The sequence below is a fragment of the Xanthomonas sp. AM6 genome (assembly GCF_025665335.1).
In the GTDB taxonomy this organism is placed as follows: Bacteria; Pseudomonadota; Gammaproteobacteria; order Xanthomonadales; family Xanthomonadaceae; genus Xanthomonas_A.
Map to the genome: position 1 here is coordinate 2,587,217 of NZ_CP106869.1, position 19,489 is coordinate 2,606,705.

Consider the following 19,489-nt stretch of genomic DNA (forward strand, 5'->3'; position numbering starts at 1 on the left):
AAAGTCCATCCAGCCGTGGCCGCTAAAAGTCTCAATATGAGAATTTGTCTAAAAAATACTACTAAAGTTTTCCCGCTTCCTTGTTAGCGGTCGCTGCCGACGCATCGATACCGCCTTTCGCGGCGAGGTGAACAGAGCCAGCGATTTCCCCGCGTGTGCGCCATGTCGGTCGGCTCCCAGCCATGCCGACGCCCTCGCCCGGCCGCCCATGCGGCGGGCTGCACTACCTTCACCGCTCGCTCGCCGTCACCCTGCCCGGTAAAAGCCCCAATGAAATCCAAAAATCTGACCATCTCTACCCAGCTCGCGATCGGCTTCGGCGCCGTGGTGCTGGTCCTGCTCATCGTCGGCGCCATCAGCCTGAACAGCCAGTCCCGGTTGAATGGCGCGATGCGGCTCAGCGAGCACACGTTCAAGGTGCTGGGCACCGGCGAACTGATGCAGGCGAACGCGCTGAATATCGAAACCGGCACGCGTGGTTACCTGCTCTCCGGCGACAAGAAACACCTGCAGCCGTTCAGCAAGGGCCAGGCGGGATTCGAGAAGAGCTACGCCGAAGCCAAGCAGCTGACGGCGGACAACGCCGGGCAGCAAGCGCGCCTGGCCGAACTGGACAAGGCGTACCGGCAGTTGCTGGCGGTCGAAAACGACGCCATCGCCCAGCGCGAGACCGCCACCAGCGTCGAGCAGGTCGTGCCGATGTTCCTCCAGGGCCGCGACCGCGCCGCGATGGGCAGCATCCGCTCGCTGCTCGGCGATTTCGCCGATGAAGAGCACACGCTGCTGGCCAAGCGCAGCGCGGAACTGGAAGCAGTGCGCACCCGCGGCAAGTGGTCGGTGCTGATCGGCAGCCTGGTCGCGATCCTGGTCGCCGTAGGCATGGGCCTGATGATCCGCCGCCAGTTGCTCAAACGCCTGGGCCAGGCCATCTCGGTCGCCGATGCCATCGCCTCGGGCAAGCTCGACAATGCCGTCGATACCCAGTCGCGCGACGAAACCGGCCGCCTGCTGATCAGCATGGACAAGATGCAGGCCCAGCTGCAGGCGGTCATGGCCGCGCAGACCGAAATGGCGCAACGCCACGACGCCGGCCAGATCAGCTACCGCATGGACGCCAAGGCATTCCCCGGCGAATACGGCCGCATGGTGCACGACAGCAACGAACTGGCCGGTTCCCATATCGCGGTCAAGCTGCGCCTGGCACAGATCATGGGCCGCTATGCGATCGGCGACCTCAGCGAAGACATGGACCGCCTGCCCGGCGAGAAGGCGGTGCTGACCGAGACCATGGACACGGTCAAGCAGAACCTGAGCGCGATGAACGGCCAGATCAGCCAGCTCGCCTCCGCCGCCGCGGCCGGCGACTTCAGCGTGCGCGGCGATGCGCAGCGCTTCCAATACGACTTCCGCGCCATGGTCGAGAGCCTCAACCAGTTGATGGCCACCGCCGACGGCAACCTCGACGCACTGTCCAAGCTGCTGCAGGCCATCGCCGCCGGCGACCTGACCGCGCGCATGCACGGCGAGTTCCAGGGCGTGTTCGCGACCATGCGCGACGACGCCAATGCGACCGCCGAGCAGTTGGCCGCCATCGTCGGCCGCATCCAGATCGCGGCGGCCAGCATCAATGCCGCGTCCGGCGAGATCGCCACCGGCAACGACGACCTGTCGCGCCGCACCGAGCAGCAGGCCGCCAGCCTGGAAGAAACCGCCGCCTCGATGGAGGAACTGACCTCCACCGTCAAGCAGAACGCCGAGCACGCGCGCCAGGCCAATCAGCTGGCGGTCGGCGCCGCTTCGGTCGCCTCGCAGGGCGGCGACGTGGTCAGCCAGGTGGTGACCACGATGAGCGGCATCGAAACCTCTTCCAAGAAGATCGCCGATATCATCTCGGTGATCGACGGCATCGCCTTCCAGACCAATATCCTGGCGCTCAACGCCGCGGTGGAAGCAGCCCGTGCCGGCGAACAGGGCCGCGGCTTCGCCGTGGTTGCCAGCGAGGTGCGTACCCTCGCCCAACGCTCGGCGAATGCCGCCAAGGAGATCAAGGGCCTGATCGACGAGTCCGTCACCCGCGTCAGCGAGGGCTCGGCCTTGGTCGGCAAGGCCGGTCAGACCATGCAGGAGATCGTGTCCTCGGTGCAACGCGTCACCGACATCATGGGCGAGATCTCCGCCGCCTCGCAGGAGCAATACGCCGGCATCGAACAGGTCAACCAGACCGTCACCCAGATGGACGAGGCCACCCAGCAGAACGCCGCCCTGGTCGAGGAAGCCACCGCCGCGGCGCGCGCGATGGCCGAACAGGCCGGGCAGCTGACCGAGACCGTCGCCCTGTTCAAGATCGACGCCACGCCTGCCGTGGCGCCGCAGCGGTCCCACCCTGCCCCGGCGTCCAAGTCACCGGCGAGCGCGCCGTCCGCGGCGACCAAGCGCAAGCCGCAACCGGCGCGGGCCAGCCACGGCAATGCCGCGGTGGCCGAGGCGCAGTGGCACGAGTTCTGACGGCACCAGCCACTGCGTCGACCGGCATCGGCCGCGGAGCGTCTCCGCGGCCGATGCCGTTTGTGCGGCGCTCGGGGGCGGTAGCGGCGCGGATACCGATGGCATATCGCCAGCCCCTCTCGTCCTCTCGGCATCCGGATCGGGACTTCCCCAAGGCCGGTCACCACGGTCGCGGGCAATCGCGTCATCGGCGCTAAAGCCTCGCCTTCACCCGTCGATAACGTGAAGAGCCGGTGATTGCCGGCGCAGTGCCCGCCAGGATGCCGATGCACGATGCCACCAGCGCCGAGGCGAATCGCCCGCGACCACCGTCGCCGCTGCCGATCGGCCTGCTGTTGCTCGCCTTGTGGGCGGCCTGGTCGGGCGCCAGCCTGGTGTTCCTCGGCAAGCCGCCGGCCACGGCCAGCGCCGACGCCATCGGCCGGCAATTGCAGGCCTTCGTGTCGGCCATGCCGGCGCGCGGCCAGGCCGTAGCGTTCCAGCTGCGCGTGCCCGGCTGCGGCTGCGAGCCCCGCGGCCCCGCCTCCGCGCTGCCGGGCCTGCTCACCGTCGACCTGCGCGACCGGCCGGCGCCCAAGGCGCTGCCGTACGCGCTGATCGTGCTGGATGCCGACGCGCGCCTGGTCTACGCCGGTCCGTCGCGCATCGAAGGCTGCGGCAGCGCCATTCCCGCCGCATCGCTGGTCCCGCGCCTGCTCGCGGCCGGCAACGCATCGCCGCTGGTCCTCCTCACCCACTGTGCATGCCCCAAGGAATCATCCGCATGAGCGCGTCCAACACCCAGGGAAGCTTCCTCGTAGGCAAAGAGCGCTACGTCTATCTGCAGAAACTGGCAGCGGAGGCCGACCGGCTGTTCCTGGCGGTGGCCGCGTTCGCCGGCCTCGTCAGCCTCGCCGCCGCCTGGCGCCAGGGCGTGTGGGCGCCGTGGCTGGCGGTGACGCTGCCGACCCTGGCGGTCGTCGCCCTGCAGGTGAAGCTCTATCCGGGCACCCTGCTGAGCCGCTGCACCGTGGCGCTGGGCCTGATGGTGCTGGCCGCGGTGCTGATCCAGCAGGCCGGCGGCATGACCGAGATCCACTTCGGCGTGATCGTGCTGATCGCGCTGCTGCTGTACTACCGCGACTGGCGGCCGATCGTGGTCGCCTCGGCGGCCATCGCCGTGCATCACCTGCTGTTCTTCTGGCTGCAGCATCGCGGCCTGCCGCTGCGGGCGTTCGCGGCCGACGCCGGGATCGGCATCCTGGCCATCCACGCGGGCTACGTGGTGGTCGAAGCCGGCATCCTGGTGGCGATGGCCGTGCAGATGCGCAAGCAGCTGCTGGACGTGGGCCATGACCCGCGCGACCTGGCGCTGCTGGCGCGCGCCATGGCCCACCAGCAACCGCTGCCGGCCTCGATCCGCGGCCTGGCCCTGCCGGAAGGCTCGATCGCCCACACCCTGGTCGTGGCCAGCGAGCAGTTGCTGAGCAGCCGCGAACAGGAAGCGGAGGTGCAGCGCGAGAGCCTGCGCATCCGCACCGCCCTGGACAACGTCACCGCCAACGTGATGATCGCCGACGCCGGGCGCAACATCGTCTACGTCAACAAGCCGCTGGCGCGCATGCTGTCGGCGGCGCAGGACGACCTGCGCCGCGAGCTTCCCGGCTTCGATGCGGACACCCTGTTGGGACGCAACATCGACGTCTTCCACAAGCGGCCCGAGCACCAGGCCAAGCTGCTGGCGGCGCTGCAGCAGACCCATACCGCGCAGATCCGGGTGGGCGGGCGCACCATGCGCCTGATCATCAACCCGATCGTCAGCAGCGCGTCCGAGCGCCAGGGCTTCGTCGTGGAGTGGGCCGACCGCACCGACGAGATCCACGTGGAAGAGGAAGTGACCCAGATCGTGCGCGCGGCCGCCGCCGGCGACCTCGACAGCCGCATCGGCCTGGACGGCAAGCAGGGCTTCTTCCTGTTGCTGGCGCAGCAGCTCAATACGCTGCTGGACAACAACGCCGACGGCCTGGCGCGCGTGTCCCGGCTGCTGTCGGCGCTGTCGCAGGGCGACCTCACCGCGCGCATGGACGGCGACCTGCATGGCGTGTTCGCCCGGATCCGCGACGACGCCAACGCCACCGCGACCCAGCTGGCGGCGATCGTGCGCCAGATCCAGGGCGCCTCGGATGCGATCAACACCGCCGCCGGCGAGATCGCCGCGGGCAACGACGACCTGTCGCGGCGCACCGAGCAGCAGGCCGCCAGCCTGGAGGAAACCGCCGCGTCGATGGAAGAGCTGACCGCCACGGTCAAGCAGAACGCCGAGCATGCGCGCCAGGCCAATCAGCTGGCCGTCGGTGCGGCGACTGTCGCCTCGCAGGGCGGCGACGTGGTCAGCCAGGTGGTGACCACGATGAGCGGCATCGAAACCTCGTCCAAGAAGATCGCCGACATCATCTCGGTGATCGACGGCATCGCCTTCCAGACCAACATCCTGGCGCTCAACGCCGCGGTGGAAGCGGCCCGTGCCGGCGAGCAGGGCCGCGGCTTCGCCGTGGTCGCCTCGGAGGTGCGCACCCTGGCCCAGCGTTCGGCCAATGCCGCCAAGGAGATCAAGGGCCTGATCGACGACTCGGTCGGCCGGGTCGCCGAAGGCTCGGCGCTGGTCGACCGCGCCGGCCAGACCATGCAGGAGATCGTGGCCTCGGTGCAGCGCGTGACCGACATCATGGGCGAGATCTCCGCCGCCTCGCAGGAGCAGTCCGCCGGCATCGAGCAGGTCAACCAGACCGTCACCCAGATGGACGAAGCCACCCAGCAGAACGCCGCCCTGGTCGAGGAAGCCACCGCCGCGGCGCGCGCGATGGAGGAACAGGCGCGCCAGCTCAACGACACCGTCGCGATCTTCAAGATCGACGGGCACTCCGCGACGGCGCGTCGCCCTGCGCCCGGCGCACCGGACGTGGCCGCCGTGGTCCGGGCACAGGTGGCAGCGGCGACCCGCGGCGTGCGCACCGCGCCCGAGCGCGCGACCAGCGCCGGCGACGCCAGCTGGCAGGAGTTCTGACGCTGCTGCCGCCATGCCGCTTCGGCATGGCGGCTGCGCGAGGCGTGGCATGGGTGAAGACAGGCCGGAGGCGGGGCCGAAGGCGGCAGTTCGCGGGATCCGATCGGTCGCCATCCGGGGCGCTGTCCTTGGTTCTGTCCTCAATGTCCCGGGTCATCTGCGATCGTCGTCGAAAAAGCGGACAACCACTGATGACGCCAATCAATTTTTCATGATCGCTGCCGATAGGGAATTCACGCGCCCGTCACGCCGGCGCGCCGTTCCGTTCCCCAAGGCCCCCATGAAAAATTTCAGCCATCTCTCGGTCGGCACCAAGCTGTCCGCGCTGCTCACCGTTGCGGTCAGCGTGGCGCTGGTCCTGCTCGCTACCCTGATCTACCGCCAGTCCGCCGCCAGCCATGAGACCCAGGCGCTGGAGGAGATCGCGTCGGCCACTGCGCTGATGAACCAGTCGGTGGGAATGTACGACCGGGTGCTGAGCGAAGAAACCGAGCGGATGGGGCAGCTGTTCGCGACGATGCTGCCCGCCGGCGAGCCGCAGCTGGAGCCCGCCGAGACGGTGCAGATCGGCGACGTGCAGACACCGACGCTGCGCCTCGGCACGCACGTGCTGAACCTCGACTTCGCCTCGGTGGACCACTTCGCCAAGGCCAGCGGCGGGGTGGCGACCGTGTTCGCGCGCAGCGGCGACGACCTGGTGCGGATCGCGACCTCGCTGCACGACCAGGCCGGCGCGCGCGTGATCGGCACCGTCCTGGACCATGCGCATCCGGCCTATGCGCTGCTGCAGCGGAACCAGGCCTACACCGGCCCGGCGCACCTGTTCGGCAACGACTACATGACCCACTACCAGCCGCTGCGCAACGCGCAGGGCGAACTGGTCGGCGCGCTGTTCGTCGGCCGCGACTACACCCAGGGCCTGGCCGCGCTGCAGGAGCGCCTGCGCAGCACGCGCATCGGCGAAGACGGCCACTTCATCGCGGTCGACGTGCATCCGGCGCGGCGCGGGCGCCTGCTCACCCATCCCACGGCCAAGGCCGCCGGCATCGAGGACCTGGTCGTGGACGCGGACAAGCCGTTGCTGCAGGCGTTGCTGCAGGGCCAGCAGGCCAGCGCGACGCTGCACCTCAAGCGCGACGCCGGTGCCGGCGCGCCGGCCGCGCCGTTCCTGGTCACCGCGCAGGCCTACCAGCCATGGCAATGGGTCCTGCTCGGCGTGCAGTCGCGCAGCGCCATCGAGGCGCCGCTGCACGCCTTGATGCGCAACATCCTGCTGTTCTCCGCGCTGATGCTGGCCGGCTGCGCGGCGCTGGTGTTCGTGCTGGCGCGGCGCATGGTGTCGCGCCCGCTGGCGGTGGTCGAACAGGTCGCCGACGACATCGCCGCCGGGCGCCTGGAGGGCCACATCGAGGTCGGCACGGGCCAGGACGACGTGAGCCGGCTGCTGCACGGCATGCGCCGCATGCGCGACGACCTGCGCGAGCGGCTGCGCACCGAGCGCGTGGTGGCCGCGGAGAACCTGCGCGTGCGCACCGCGCTGGACGACGTCAGCACCAACGTGATGATCGCCGACGCCGAGCGCCGCATCGTCTACGTCAACCGCCCGCTGCTGCAGATGCTCGGCGACGTGCAGGACGACCTGCGCCGCGACCTGCCGCAGTTCGACGTGCAGACCCTGATCGGCAACAGCATCGACGTGTTCCACCGCCATCCCGAGCACCAGGCGCGGCTGCTGGCCGAGCTGAAGGGCACCTACCGTGCGCAGATCCGCGTCGGCGGCCACACCATGCGCCTGATCGTCAACCCGGTGATCGACGGCGACGGCCAGCGCCTCGGCTTCGTCGTGGAATGGGCCGACCGCACCGACGAAGTGGCGGTGGAAGAGGAAATCGCCGGCATCGTGCGCAGCGCGGTCGCCGGCGACCTCGGCGGCCGCGTGCGCCTGGACGACAAGCAGGGCTTCCTGCTGCAGCTGGCCGAACAGATCAATGCGCTGCTGGAAGCCAGTTCCTCCGGCCTGGCGCACATCCAGCACATGCTGCAGGCGCTGGCCGAGGGCGACCTGTCCACCCGCATCGACGCCGACCTGCAGGGCGTCTACGCCGGCATGAAGGACCATGCCAACACCACCGCCGAACAGCTGGCCACGATCGTGCGCCAGATCCAGGGCGCCTCGGACGAGATCAACACCGCCGCCGGCGAGATCGCGGCCGGCAACGACGACCTGTCGCGGCGCACCGAGCAGCAGGCCGCCAGCCTGGAGGAGACCGCCGCGTCGATGGAAGAACTGACCGCCACGGTCAAGCAGAACGCCGAGCATGCGCGCCAGGCCAATCAGCTCGCCGTCGGCGCCGCGGCCGTCGCCTCGCAGGGCGGCGAGGTGGTCAGCCAGGTGGTGTCCACGATGAGCGGCATCGAGACCTCCTCCAGGAAGATCGCCGACATCATCTCGGTGATCGACGGCATCGCCTTCCAGACCAACATCCTGGCCCTGAACGCGGCGGTGGAAGCGGCCCGTGCCGGCGAACAGGGCCGCGGCTTCGCCGTGGTCGCCTCGGAGGTACGTACCCTCGCCCAGCGCTCGGCCAACGCCGCCAAGGAGATCAAGGGCCTGATCGACGACTCGGTCGGCCGGGTCGCCGAAGGCTCGGCGCTGGTCGATCGCGCCGGCCAGACCATGCAGGAGATCGTGGCCTCGGTGCAGCGCGTCACCGACATCATGGGCGAGATCTCCGCCGCCTCGCAGGAACAGTCCGCCGGCATCGAGCAGGTCAACCAGACCGTCACCCAGATGGACGAGGCCACCCAACAGAACGCCGCCCTGGTCGAGGAAGCCACCGCCAGCGCCCGCTCGATGGAGAGCCAGGCGGGCGCGCTGGCGCGCGCGGTCGCCTCGTTCACCCTGGAGCAGCGGCCGCCGGCCGGCGCCGCAGGCAACGTCGCCATGTTGCATCCAGGCTACAAAAAAGCCCGGCACGGCCGATAGGGTTCGTGGGACGGGGTGAAATGCGCCGCCCCGTCCCATTCCACCACCCTTATTGCCCACTATGGCCGAAGGCATTTCCAGCGACTCCACCACACCGTCCCCGCACGAGGCGACGGAACAGGACGACCGCTTCCTGCTGACCAACGCGCGCCAGATCCGGCAATTGCTGCAATCGCTGATCAACCAGCGCTCCCAGGTCAGCGCGCATCCGGGCGGCCGCGACCACGCGTTCTCGACCGCGCTGCTGGAACTGGACGAGCACGCCCTGCTGCTGGACCTGAGCGTCAACGAGGCCAACAACCGCCTGGCCGAGCAGGCCGAGTACCTGCTGTGCTTCGCGCAGCTGGACAAGGTCCGGCTGCGCTTCCGCATCACCGGCCTGGAGCGGGTGCACAGCGGCGGCGTGAGCGGCCTGCGCGCCGCGCTGCCCGACGCGCTGTACTACCTGCAGCGCCGTGAGCATTTCCGCCTGGAGACGCCGATCACCGAATCGCCGATGTGCATCCTGCGGCTGGACGATGCCAGTCCGCCCGCCGAGCTGGTGTTGCGGGTCATCGACATCAGCGCCGGCGGCGTGGCGGTGGCGCTGGTCCCGGGCCAGCCATTGCCGCAGAACCAGCAGAGCTACCCGCGCTGCGTGCTGCAGCTGCCCGACGCCGACGCGATTCCGTTGACCTTGCAGGTCTGCAACACGCACGTGCACAAGCTGGCCAACGGCCAGGAGACGCTGCGGGTGGGGCTGCGCTTCGCCGACCTGCCGCGCGGCGCCGACGCGGCGATCCAGCGCTACATCTTCCGCATCGAACGCCAGCGCAGCGCCCGCAAGAGCGGCGTGCTGTCGTGAGCCGTCCCTTGCCCGGGCCGCTAAAGTTCCCGGCCCGCACGCCGATCTTGTGCATGAGCCGCGCTTTCCCCTTCCCGCCTTCCCTCCGCAATCCCGTGCGCACCAGGAGCACACGATGAACGACAAGAACACCTCCGCCTCCGGCGCCACCGGCGGCGAATTCCTCAGCTTCACCCTCGGCGAAGAGCATTACGGCGTCGACATCCTGAAGGTGCAGGAGATCCGTGGCTACGACTCGGTCACCCGGGTCCCGGACGCCCCGGAGTACATCAAGGGCGTGATCAACCTGCGCGGCACCATCGTGCCGGTGATCGACCTGCGCCTGAAGCTGCGGCTGAAGGAAGCGCGCTACGACGCCTTCACCGTGATGATCGTGCTCAACGTCGAGGACCGCGTGGTCGGCATCGTCGTGGACAGCGTCTCCGACGTGATCCCGCTCAACGAGGAGCAGATCCGGCCGACCCCCGAATTCGGCGCCGCGGTGGACACCCGCTTCATCTCCGGCATCGGCACCCAGGACGACAAGATGCTGATCCTGCTGGACATCGAGACGCTGCTCGACAGCGCCGACCTGAGCCAGCACGCGCACGTCGACGAAGCCGCCTGAGCTTCGTGAGCCGCGCGCGCCGCGGCACGCACTCCCGACCCGCCGCTCACCGGCGGGTTTTTTTTCGGAAATGCGAACTGCTTATCACTTGCAACGATCAAGTTAGTCGTTACCGCGCCGATAGCTGATACGTGGCCCGACGCAGCACCGGGCCGACCATTTGCCCATCCCTAAGGAGTTGTCCCCCATGAAGCCGAACTTCCCCCTGCTGCTGGTCCTGCTGCTTGCCGCCAGCCCGAGTGCCTTCGCCCAGTCGCAGCAGATGATCCCGCCGGAAATGGCGTCCCGTTTCGTCGGCAAGGACGGCATGGTCTGCGGCAAGGTCGAAAAGGCCAAGTACGCGCAGAACTCCGAAGGCGAGCCGACCTTCCTGTACATGGGCGGCATGTTCCCCCGCCACACCTTCTCCGCGCGCATCGCCGGCGCCGACCGCGGCAAGTTCGGCTTCGCGCCGGAAACCCTGGAAGGCAAGGACGTGTGCGTGATCGGCAAGATCGAACGCGACAGCTCGCGCGCCGAGATCCAGGTCAGCGCGCCGTCCAGCCTGAAGCTGGCCACGATCAAGTAAGACCGGAGCGCCGCCGCGCCGGGCGCCTTCGCGCTCCCGGCATGGCGGCGCTTTTGTGTTTCCGTGCTTTGCCGACGTCGTCGAACCAAGGGGAAATGCGTTCATGGAATGGATAAAGAATCTGAAGCTGATGCCGAAGCTGATGCTGGCATTCGGCCTGGTACTCGCCATCATGCTGGTGCAGGGACTGGCGGCCTACAACGGCCTGCACGCACTCAATGGCGTGGCCGACAACGTGTCCAGGCAGGTGGTGCCCAGCGTGCGCATCAACGGCGAGATGCGCGGCATCCTGGGCGAGTACCGCAGCGCGGCCTACCAGAGCCTGATCCGCAGCAGCGATGCGGTCAAGAAGGAAGCCGAAACGCGCAAGCTCGCGTTGCACAAGCGGATGGACGAGATCATCGCCACCTATCCGCCGATGATCGGCAGCCCGCAGGAGCGCGCGATCTACGAGCGCACCGCGGCCGACTGGAAGAAGGCGACCGCCTCCTACCAGTCCGTTGAGGAGATGCTGCAGCTGGAACTGCACGACGATGCGATCGACACCTTCACCGGCGAGACCCGCACCCTGCACAACAAGGTCGTCGCCGACGTGGTCGACCTGATCGCCGAGAACGATCGCCAGGCGAAGGTCGCCGCAGCCGCCGCCGGCAGCACCTACAGCAAGGCATCGGCCATGCTGCTGGTCTGCGTGCTGATCGGCACCGTCGGCGCCGTGGGGCTGGCCTGGCTGTTCGGGCGCATGCTGCGCAACAACGTGGGCAGCGCGGTCAAGATCGCCAACGAAGTGGCCGGCGGCAAGCTCGATGGCCACATCGACGCCAGCGGCAAGGACGAGATCGGCGAACTGATGCAGGCGCTCAAGCGCATGCAGCAGGACCTGCGCGAGCGCACCGAGCGCGACGCGGCGGTGGCCGCCGAGAACCTGCGCATCCGCACCGCGCTGGACAACTCCTCCACCGGCATGTACATCGCCGACCTGGACTACACCATCGTCTACGCGAACCCGTCGATGCAGGGCATCGTCGACAAGTACGCCGACCAGATCCACAGCGTCGCCCCCGCCTTCGATTCGAGCATGCCGCTGGTCGGCTCCTCACTGTCGGTGCTGGAACACGGCAACCAGATCGATACCCGGACCATCGCCGCGATCGAGAAGCAGGGCATCGCCGAGCGCGAGATGGCCTACGGCCATGCCCGCATCGCCCAGATCGTCTCCAGCATCCGCGACGTGCACGGCAACCATGTCGGCTTCGTCTGCGAATCGCGCGACCGCACCCTCGAGGCCCAGGTCGAAGAGGAAGTGGCCAGGATCGTGCAGGCCGCCGCCGACGGCGACCTGTCCGGGCGCGTGGCCACCGACGGCAAGCACGGCTTCTTCCTGCAACTGGCGCAGCAGCTCAACGGCCTGCTGCAGGCCAACGGCGACAGCATCGGCGAAGTCTCCAAGCTGCTGACCGCGCTGTCGCATGGCGACCTCACCGCGCGCATGCACGGCGAGTTCAACGGCGTGTTCGCGACCATGCGCGACGACGCCAACGCCACCGCCGAGCAGCTGGCCGCCATCGTCGGCCGGATCCAGACCGCGGCGCTCAGCATCAACGCCGCCGCCGGCGAGATCGCCGCCGGCAACGACGACCTGTCGCGCCGCACCGAGCAGCAGGCGGCGAACCTGGAAGAGACCGCGGCCTCGATGGAGGAGCTGACCTCCACCGTCAAGCAGAACGCCGAGCATGCGCGCCAGGCCAATCAGCTGGCGGTCGGCGCGGCGGCAGTCGCCTCGCAGGGCGGCGAGGTGGTCGGCCAGGTAGTGACCACGATGAGCGGCATCGAGACCTCCTCCAAGAAGATCGCCGACATCATCAGCGTCATCGACGGCATCGCCTTCCAGACCAACATCCTGGCGCTCAACGCCGCGGTGGAAGCGGCGCGCGCCGGCGAGCAGGGCCGCGGCTTCGCGGTCGTCGCCTCGGAAGTGCGTACCCTCGCCCAACGCTCGGCCAACGCCGCCAAGGAGATCAAGGGCCTGATCGACGCCTCGGTCGGCCAGGTCGCCAACGGTTCGGCGCTTGTGCGCCAGGCCGGCCAGACCATGAGCGAGATCGTGTCCTCGGTGCAGCGCGTCACCGACATCATGAGCGAGATCGCCGCGGCCTCGCAGGAGCAGTCGGCCGGCATCGAGCAGGTCAACCAGACCGTCACCCAGATGGACGAGACCACCCAGCAGAACGCCGCGCTGGTCGAGGAAGCGACCGCCGCCGCACGCTCGATGGAAGAGCAGGCAGGCCAGCTGACCGAGGCGGTCTCGATCTTCCGCCTGGAGCAGTCCACGGCCAGCGCGCCGGTGGCCAAGCCGGTGCAGGCGCAGGTGCACCCGATCCGGCCGGCGGCGAAAAAGCCGGTCGCGGTGGCGTCGAGCAAGCCGGCCCCGGCCGCGCGCAGCAAGAAGTCCGAACCGGCCCTGGCCGATTCGGACTGGCAGGAGTTCTGAGGCGCCGGCGACGGCGGCCTTGCGGCACTTCCGATCCCCGGCCCCGCGCCGGGGATTTTTTTGCGGTGCATCCACGACGCCGGCCAGGGCCGCGCGTTCAGCACCGATGCGGTGCATGTCTCAACTTTGTCACATCTGCGCCGTTAAGACTTTCGAGACAACTCGAAGGCCTCCCTCATGTCGTATACGTCGCTCGTTGCCCGCCTGTCGGATCTTCCGCTGCGCCGCAAGTTCGTCTGGCAAACCCTGCTGCTCGGCGGCGGGATCGTGCTGCTGGCGATCATCGCCGCGCGGATGCAATACGTGGATATCCGCAACACCCGCGAGCAGGCGCTGAAAAGCCAGATCGAACTGGCGCTGGGCGTGGTGCAGGCCTATGCGGCCAAGGCCGACGCCGGGCAGATGCCGCTGGCCGATGCGCAACGCACCGCGCTGGCCACGCTCGAATCGATGCGCGCCCGCGACGGCGTGGACTACTTCTACGTGCACGACATGCACCCGACCATGCTGATGCACCCGACCCGGCACGACCTGGTCGGCAAGGACATCGGCGGCGTGCTCAGCGCCGACGGCAAGCCGATCTTCCGCCAGTTCGCCGCGGCGGCGGCTGGCGGCGGCGGCTACGTGGACTATCTGTGGCCCAAGCCCGGCAACGACAAGCCGGTGGAGAAGGTGTCCTACAACGCCCCGTTCAAGCCCTGGAACTGGGTCATCGGCACCGGCGTGTACATGGACGACGTGCAGGCGCAGGCGCTGCTGTTCACCGGCGTGATGACCGTGGCCGGCGGCGTGCTGGTGCTGATCACCTTCGGCATCAACTGGCTGATCGGCAGCTCGGTGCTGGTGCCGGTCGCGCGCACGCTGCAGGCGATCCGCGCGGTGTCCCGGGGCGACCTGAGCGTGCGCATCGACAATCCCGGGCGCGACGAGACCGGGCAGATGCTGCGTGCCACCGCCGAGATGATCCAGATGCTGGAGCGTTTCTCCAGCGAGACGGCGAAGATGGCGCTGCTGCATGCGGACAAGGACATGGCGCACCGCATGCCGCAGGACTTCCCCGGCGTGTACGGCGAGCTGAGCCAGGGCATCAACACGATGATGTTCGAGCACCTGGACGCGATCGTCGATGCGATCGCGGTGCTCAACGAATACGCCAACGGCGACCTGCGCCGCGACGCCCGGCGCCTGCCCGGCAGCCGCGCGGTGCTGCACCAGTCGATGGACGCGGCCAAGGCCAGCCTGCTGGCGATCAACACCGAGATCAAGCGCCTGGCCGCCGCGGCGGCGGCCGGCGATTTCAGCGCCCGCGGCGATGCCGACCACTTCCAGCACGATTTCCGGCTGATGGTGCAGGATCTCAACGCGATGATGGAGGTCAGCGACCGCAACCTCGGCAAGCTCTCCGCGCTGCTGCAGGCCATCGCCGCCGGCGACCTGGGCGCGCGCATGCACGGCGAGTTCAACGGCGTGTTCGCCAAGATGCGCGACGATGCCAACGCCACCGCCGATCAACTCGCCGACATCGTCGGCCGCATCCAGTCGGCGGCGCTGAGCATCAATACCGCGACCACCGAGATCGCCGCCGGCAACGACGACCTGTCGCGGCGTACCGAGCAGCAGGCCGCCAGCCTGGAGGAAACCGCCGCGTCGATGGAGGAACTGACCTCCACCGTCAAGCAGAACGCCGAACACGCGCGCCAAGCCAACCAGCTCGCCGTCGGCGCCGCGGCCGTCGCTTCGCAGGGCGGCGAGGTGGTCAGCCAGGTAGTGACCACGATGAGCGGCATCGAGACCTCGTCCAAGAAGATCGCCGACATCATCTCGGTGATCGACGGCATCGCCTTCCAGACCAACATCCTGGCGCTCAACGCCGCGGTGGAAGCGGCGCGCGCCGGCGAGCAGGGCCGCGGCTTCGCGGTCGTCGCCTCGGAGGTGCGCACCCTGGCCCAGCGTTCGGCCAATGCCGCCAAGGAGATCAAGGGCCTGATCGACGAGTCCGTCACCCGCGTCAGCGAGGGCTCGGCACTGGTCGGCAAGGCCGGCCAGACCATGAGCGAGATCGTGTCCTCGGTGCAGCGCGTCACCGACATCATGGGCGAGATCTCCGCCGCCTCGCAGGAACAGTCCGCCGGCATCGAGCAGGTCAACCAGACCGTCACCCAGATGGACGAGGCCACCCAGCAGAACGCCGCCCTGGTCGAGGAAGCCAGCGCATCGGCGCGAGCGCTGGAGGAGGAAGCCCGCCGACTGGGCGAGGCCGCGGCGGTATTCCGGCTCGGCACTGCGTCCGGCGCTGCCGTGGCCGCGCCGACGCGTGCCGCGACGGCCGTGCCCGTGCGCGGCCCGTCGCGGCCTGCTGCCGCGGCCAAGCCGGCCCGGCCCGCCGTGCGGGCGCCAGGCACGCGCGCGGCGGCGGTCGAAACGGACTGGGCGGAATTCTGACCCGGTCGGTTCCCGCGGCTGGGAACCGTATTGGCATCCCAATTGCATGGACGCACTGGACGAGACGGCTCAAGCGACGCGCTTCGCCGTCGATATCTAGTTAACGACGCATGAACGCACTTCCTTGCGGTCCATGGCGTCACCGCCTTCGCTTCGGGAGCATGAGATGCCACGCTACACCGATCTGAAATCGTCCCTGCTCGCCTCGCTGCTGTGCCTGCTCGGCTGCGCCGCGGTGATCGCGGTGGCGCAGCTGAGCACCCGCACGGTCGATGCCTCGCGCGATCACCTGCTGCGCCTGCAGACCCAACAGGCGCCCTCGGCCATGGCATTGCGCGAACTGCGTGCGCATCTGGCGGAACTGCGGCTGTACCAGCTGTCGCTGATCGCCGCGACCGGCAATGCCGCGGAAGTGGCCGACTACGACCGGCGCATCGCGCAGTCGCTGCGCGGCGCGCGCAAGCAACTGGCGCTGTACAGCGCCACGGCGCCCAGCGGCGAGGAAGGCCGCCGCTTCGCCCAGGTCCAGGCCGAGCTGGACGCCTACCTGCACTTGCATGGGCAGCTCAGCGCCGCGGTGCATGCCGGCGACCGCGACCGCGCCAGCCGGCTGTCCACGCAGCAGGCGCTGCCGCTGCGCCGAGCCCTGTTCGCCGACCTGCTGGAACTGGACCACATCAACGCCCGGCGCGCACTGGAAGCGGAGGCCGCTGCGCGCACCTACGCCGCGCGCTAGCCCGGCAGCCGCACCGCATCGTCATCTTCTTCGGCCATCCCGTCCGCACGGAAACGTCAATGAACTTCTTCAAGCAATTGAAAATCCGCGACAAGCTGATCTTCGCATTCGCGCTGACCACGCTGCTGACCGTGGTCCTGGGCGTGTTCACCTATTCGCGGACCACCTTGGCGATGACCGAACTGCGGCGCATCGAGGTCGACTGGGTGCCGGCCACCCAGGCGCTGGCCGAGGTCCGCGCGCAGCTGGGCGAGTTCCGCACCTACGAACTGGCGCAGATCGCGCGCGCCGGCGACCCGGAGGCGGTGGCCGACTACTTCAAGCGCATGCAGAAGGTGCGCACCGAAGTGGCCAAGAACCAGGTCATCATCGAACGGGTGATGCAGCAGAAGCAGCAGGCGCAGATGTACGCCGGAGTCAAGGAAAAGCTGGACGCGTACCTGAGCAGCAACAGCCAGATGGGCGATGCCCTGCGTGCCGGCGACGTCGCCGGCGCCCAGGCCATCTCCGACAAGCAGTCGCGGCCGCAGCGGCGCGAACTGTTCGAGCGGATCGTGGCGCTGACCGATTACAACGTCGCGCAGCTCAACCAGGAAATGGACACCATCAACGCGCAACTGGCGCGCACCAAGCTGCTGATCCTGACCTTGCTGGCCCTGACCGTCGCGGCCGCGTCCGGCATCGGCTGGCTGATCGCGCGCGGCATCGCCCGGCAGCTCGACGCGGCGCGGCAGCTGTCGCAGGCCATCGCCCGCGGCGAACTGGACAGCAGCGTGCGCGCCCGCTCCAGCGACGAGATCGGCCAGCTGATGGGCGACATGCTGGACATGCGCGGCCGCATCCGCGAGGTGATCGACGCGCAGAACCAGATGGCGCAGCGCCATGAACAGGGCACGATCAGCTACCGGATGGACGAGGCCGCCTTCCCCGGCGACTATGGGCACATGGTCAAGGCGACCAACGACCTGGTCGCCTCGCACGTGGCGGTGAAGCTGCGCCTGGTGCAGATCATCCAGCGCTACGCGATCGGCGACCTGAGCGAAGACATGGAGCGCCTGCCCGGCGAGAAGGCGGTGCTGACCGAGGCGATGGACACCGCCAAGGCCAACCTGACCGCGATGAACGTGCAGGTCAAGCAGCTCGCCGAAGCCGCCGCGGCCGGCGACTTCAGCGCCCGCGGCGACGCCGGGCAGTTCCAGTACGACTTCCGCGCGATGGTGCAGAACCTCAACGCGATGATGGAAGTCAGCGACCACACGCTCGGCGAGCTGTCGCAGCTGCTGCAGGCCATCGCCGCCGGCGACCTGAGCGTGCGCATGCACGGCGAGTTCAACGGCGTGTTCGCGAGGATGCGCGACGACGCCAACGCCACCGCCGAACAGTTGGCCGCCATCGTCGGCCGCATCCAGACCGCCGCGGCCAGCATCAACGTCGCCTCGTCGGAGATCGCTGCCGGCAACGACGACCTGTCGCGCCGCACCGAGCAACAGGCCGCCAGCCTGGAGGAAACCGCGGCCTCGATGGAAGAGCTGACCTCCACCGTCAAGCAGAACGCCGACCATGCGCGCCAGGCCAACCAGCTCGCCGTCGGCGCCGCGGCCGTCGCTTCGCAGGGCGGCGAGGTGGTCAGCCAGGTGGTGGCGACGATGAGCGGCATCGAGGCGTCCTCGAAGAAGATCGCCGACATCATCAGCGTCATCGACGGCATCGCCTTCCAGACCAACATCCTCGCGCTCAACGCGGCGGTGGAAGCGGCGCGCGCCGGCGAGCAGGGCCGTGGCTTCGCCGTGGTCGCCAGCGAAGTGCGCACGCTGGCCCAGCGTTCGGCCAATGCAGCGAAGGAGATCAAGGGCCTGATCGACGAGTCGGTCACCCGCGTCACCGAAGGGTCGGTGCTGGTGCGCCAGGCCGGCCAGACCATGAACGAGATCGTGTCCTCGGTGCAACGTGTCACCGACATCATGGGCGAGATCTCCGCCGCCTCGCAGGAGCAGTCCGCCGGCATCGAGCAGGTCAACCAGACCGTCACCCAGATGGACGAGGCCACCCAGCAGAACGCCGCCCTGGTCGAGGAAGCCACCGCCGCGGCGCGCACGATGCAGACCCAGGCCAACCAGCTCAGCGCCACCATCGCCGAGTTCAAGCTCGATCCGCACGGCAGCGCGCCGGTGCAGGCCGCGCCTGCCGCGCTGGCGGCGGCGCCGGTCCGGGCCAAGCCCAGGCCGGCGGCGCCCGCGCCGCGCCCGGCCGCGCGCGTGCGCAGCGCGGCGGGCGCGGCCGCCGAGGACCAGTGGCAGGAGTTCTGATCCGGCGGCGGCGGCGCCGGCCGCGTCTCCTCCCGGCGTCAATTTCATTCGGCGCCGGCCGATAACCCGTTAGACCGATCACCGCTGCGAACCATGGCCACTCCAACGTCCTCCCTGCCCCATCCCGGTTCCGACAATCGCGACTTCGAATTCAGCGACCGCGATTTCAAGCGGGTCTGCGACCTGATCTACCAGAAGGCGGGCATCGCGCTGGCGCCGGCCAAGCGCGACATGGTCTACGGCCGCCTGTCGCGGCGCCTGCGCACGCTGGGCCTGCGCTCGTTCCGCGAGTACCTGGACTGGCTGGAGCGCGACGGCGGCGACGAGTGGGAGGCGTTCACCAACGCGCTGACCACCAACCTGACCTCGTTCTTCCGCGAGCCGCACCACTTCGAGCGCCTGCGCGAGGAACTGCAGAAGCACGCCGCCTCGGCGCCGGTGAAGATCTGGTCCTGCGCCGCGTCCACCGGCGAGGAGCCGTACTCGCTGGCGATCACCGCCTGCGAGGCGTTCGGCACGCTGACCCCGCCGGTGCGGATCCTGGCCACCGACGTGGACACCCAGGTGCTGGCCACCGCCTCGCGCGGCGTGTACGCGATCGATCGCATCTCCAGCCTGGACCCGGCGCTGAAGCGCAAGTACTTCCAGCGCGGCAGCGGCGCCAACGAGGGCCAGTGCCGGGTGCTGCCGGCGCTGCGCGACCTGCTCGAGTTCCGCCAGTTGAACCTGCTGGAACCGCGCTACGACGTCAGCGGCCCGTACCTGGCGCTGTTCTGCCGCAACGTGATGATCTATTTCGACAAGCCGACCCAGCGCGGCATCCTGTCGCGGCTGATCCCGCACCTGGACGACGAAGGCATGCTCTATACCGGCCATTCGGAGAACTACCTGCATGCGGCCGACCTGATCCAGCCCTGCGGCCGTACCCTGTACCGACGCGCCGGCAAGGCACGCGCATGAG

Annotated in this window: 11 protein-coding genes and 1 pseudogene; all 12 read left to right on the forward strand. The window is 68.9% G+C overall.

Translation table 11 applies throughout. The features are described from left to right. Positions 1–270: 270 nt before the first annotated feature. The 12 genes and pseudogenes from OCJ37_RS10880 (at position 271) to OCJ37_RS10935 (ending at position 19,488) form a co-directional block, all read left to right on the forward strand. Positions 271–2,505: a methyl-accepting chemotaxis protein gene (locus OCJ37_RS10880; RefSeq protein ID WP_263109425.1), complete on the forward strand. Its 2,235-nt coding sequence runs from the start codon at positions 271–273 to the stop codon at positions 2,503–2,505. 266 nt (positions 2,506–2,771) lie between these two features. Continuing rightward, on the forward strand, positions 2,772–3,272 hold the full coding sequence (locus OCJ37_RS10885; protein WP_263109426.1) for a hypothetical protein: 501 nt from the start codon (positions 2,772–2,774) through the stop codon (positions 3,270–3,272). Positions 3,273–3,979: 707 nt separating this feature from the next. Beyond that, a pseudogene (locus OCJ37_RS10890) lies at positions 3,980–5,548 on the forward strand (methyl-accepting chemotaxis protein); the annotation flags it as partial. Between the two features lie 280 nt (positions 5,549–5,828). Next, positions 5,829–8,534, forward strand: a complete 2,706-nt coding sequence (locus OCJ37_RS10895; protein ID WP_263109428.1) for a methyl-accepting chemotaxis protein — start codon at positions 5,829–5,831, stop codon at positions 8,532–8,534. A gap of 61 nt (positions 8,535–8,595) precedes the next feature. Beyond that, positions 8,596–9,378, forward strand: coding sequence for a flagellar brake protein (locus OCJ37_RS10900; RefSeq protein WP_263109429.1), 783 nt, complete (start codon positions 8,596–8,598; stop codon positions 9,376–9,378). Positions 9,379–9,493: 115 nt separating this feature from the next. Then, positions 9,494–9,985, forward strand: coding sequence for a chemotaxis protein CheW (locus tag OCJ37_RS10905; RefSeq protein WP_003467814.1), 492 nt, complete (start codon positions 9,494–9,496; stop codon positions 9,983–9,985). 187 nt (positions 9,986–10,172) lie between these two features. Then, the gene (locus OCJ37_RS10910; RefSeq protein WP_263109434.1) at positions 10,173–10,553 is read left to right on the forward strand and encodes a hypothetical protein; all 381 of its coding nucleotides are present in this window, start codon (positions 10,173–10,175) and stop codon (positions 10,551–10,553) included. Between the two features lie 103 nt (positions 10,554–10,656). Continuing rightward, positions 10,657–13,044: a methyl-accepting chemotaxis protein gene (locus OCJ37_RS10915; RefSeq protein WP_263109435.1), complete on the forward strand. Its 2,388-nt coding sequence runs from the start codon at positions 10,657–10,659 to the stop codon at positions 13,042–13,044. Between the two features lie 177 nt (positions 13,045–13,221). After that, positions 13,222–15,486, forward strand: coding sequence for a methyl-accepting chemotaxis protein (locus OCJ37_RS10920; protein WP_263109436.1), 2,265 nt, complete (start codon positions 13,222–13,224; stop codon positions 15,484–15,486). A gap of 166 nt (positions 15,487–15,652) precedes the next feature. Further along, positions 15,653–16,222: an MCP four helix bundle domain-containing protein gene (locus OCJ37_RS10925; RefSeq protein WP_263109437.1), complete on the forward strand. Its 570-nt coding sequence runs from the start codon at positions 15,653–15,655 to the stop codon at positions 16,220–16,222. A 59-nt stretch (positions 16,223–16,281) separates the two neighbouring features. Further along, positions 16,282–18,528, forward strand: a complete 2,247-nt coding sequence (locus OCJ37_RS10930; protein ID WP_263109438.1) for a methyl-accepting chemotaxis protein — start codon at positions 16,282–16,284, stop codon at positions 18,526–18,528. 93 nt (positions 18,529–18,621) lie between these two features. Then, complete coding sequence (locus OCJ37_RS10935) at positions 18,622–19,488, forward strand: CheR family methyltransferase (protein WP_263109439.1); 867 nt, start codon at positions 18,622–18,624, stop codon at positions 19,486–19,488. Position 19,489 lies beyond the last annotated feature (1 nt).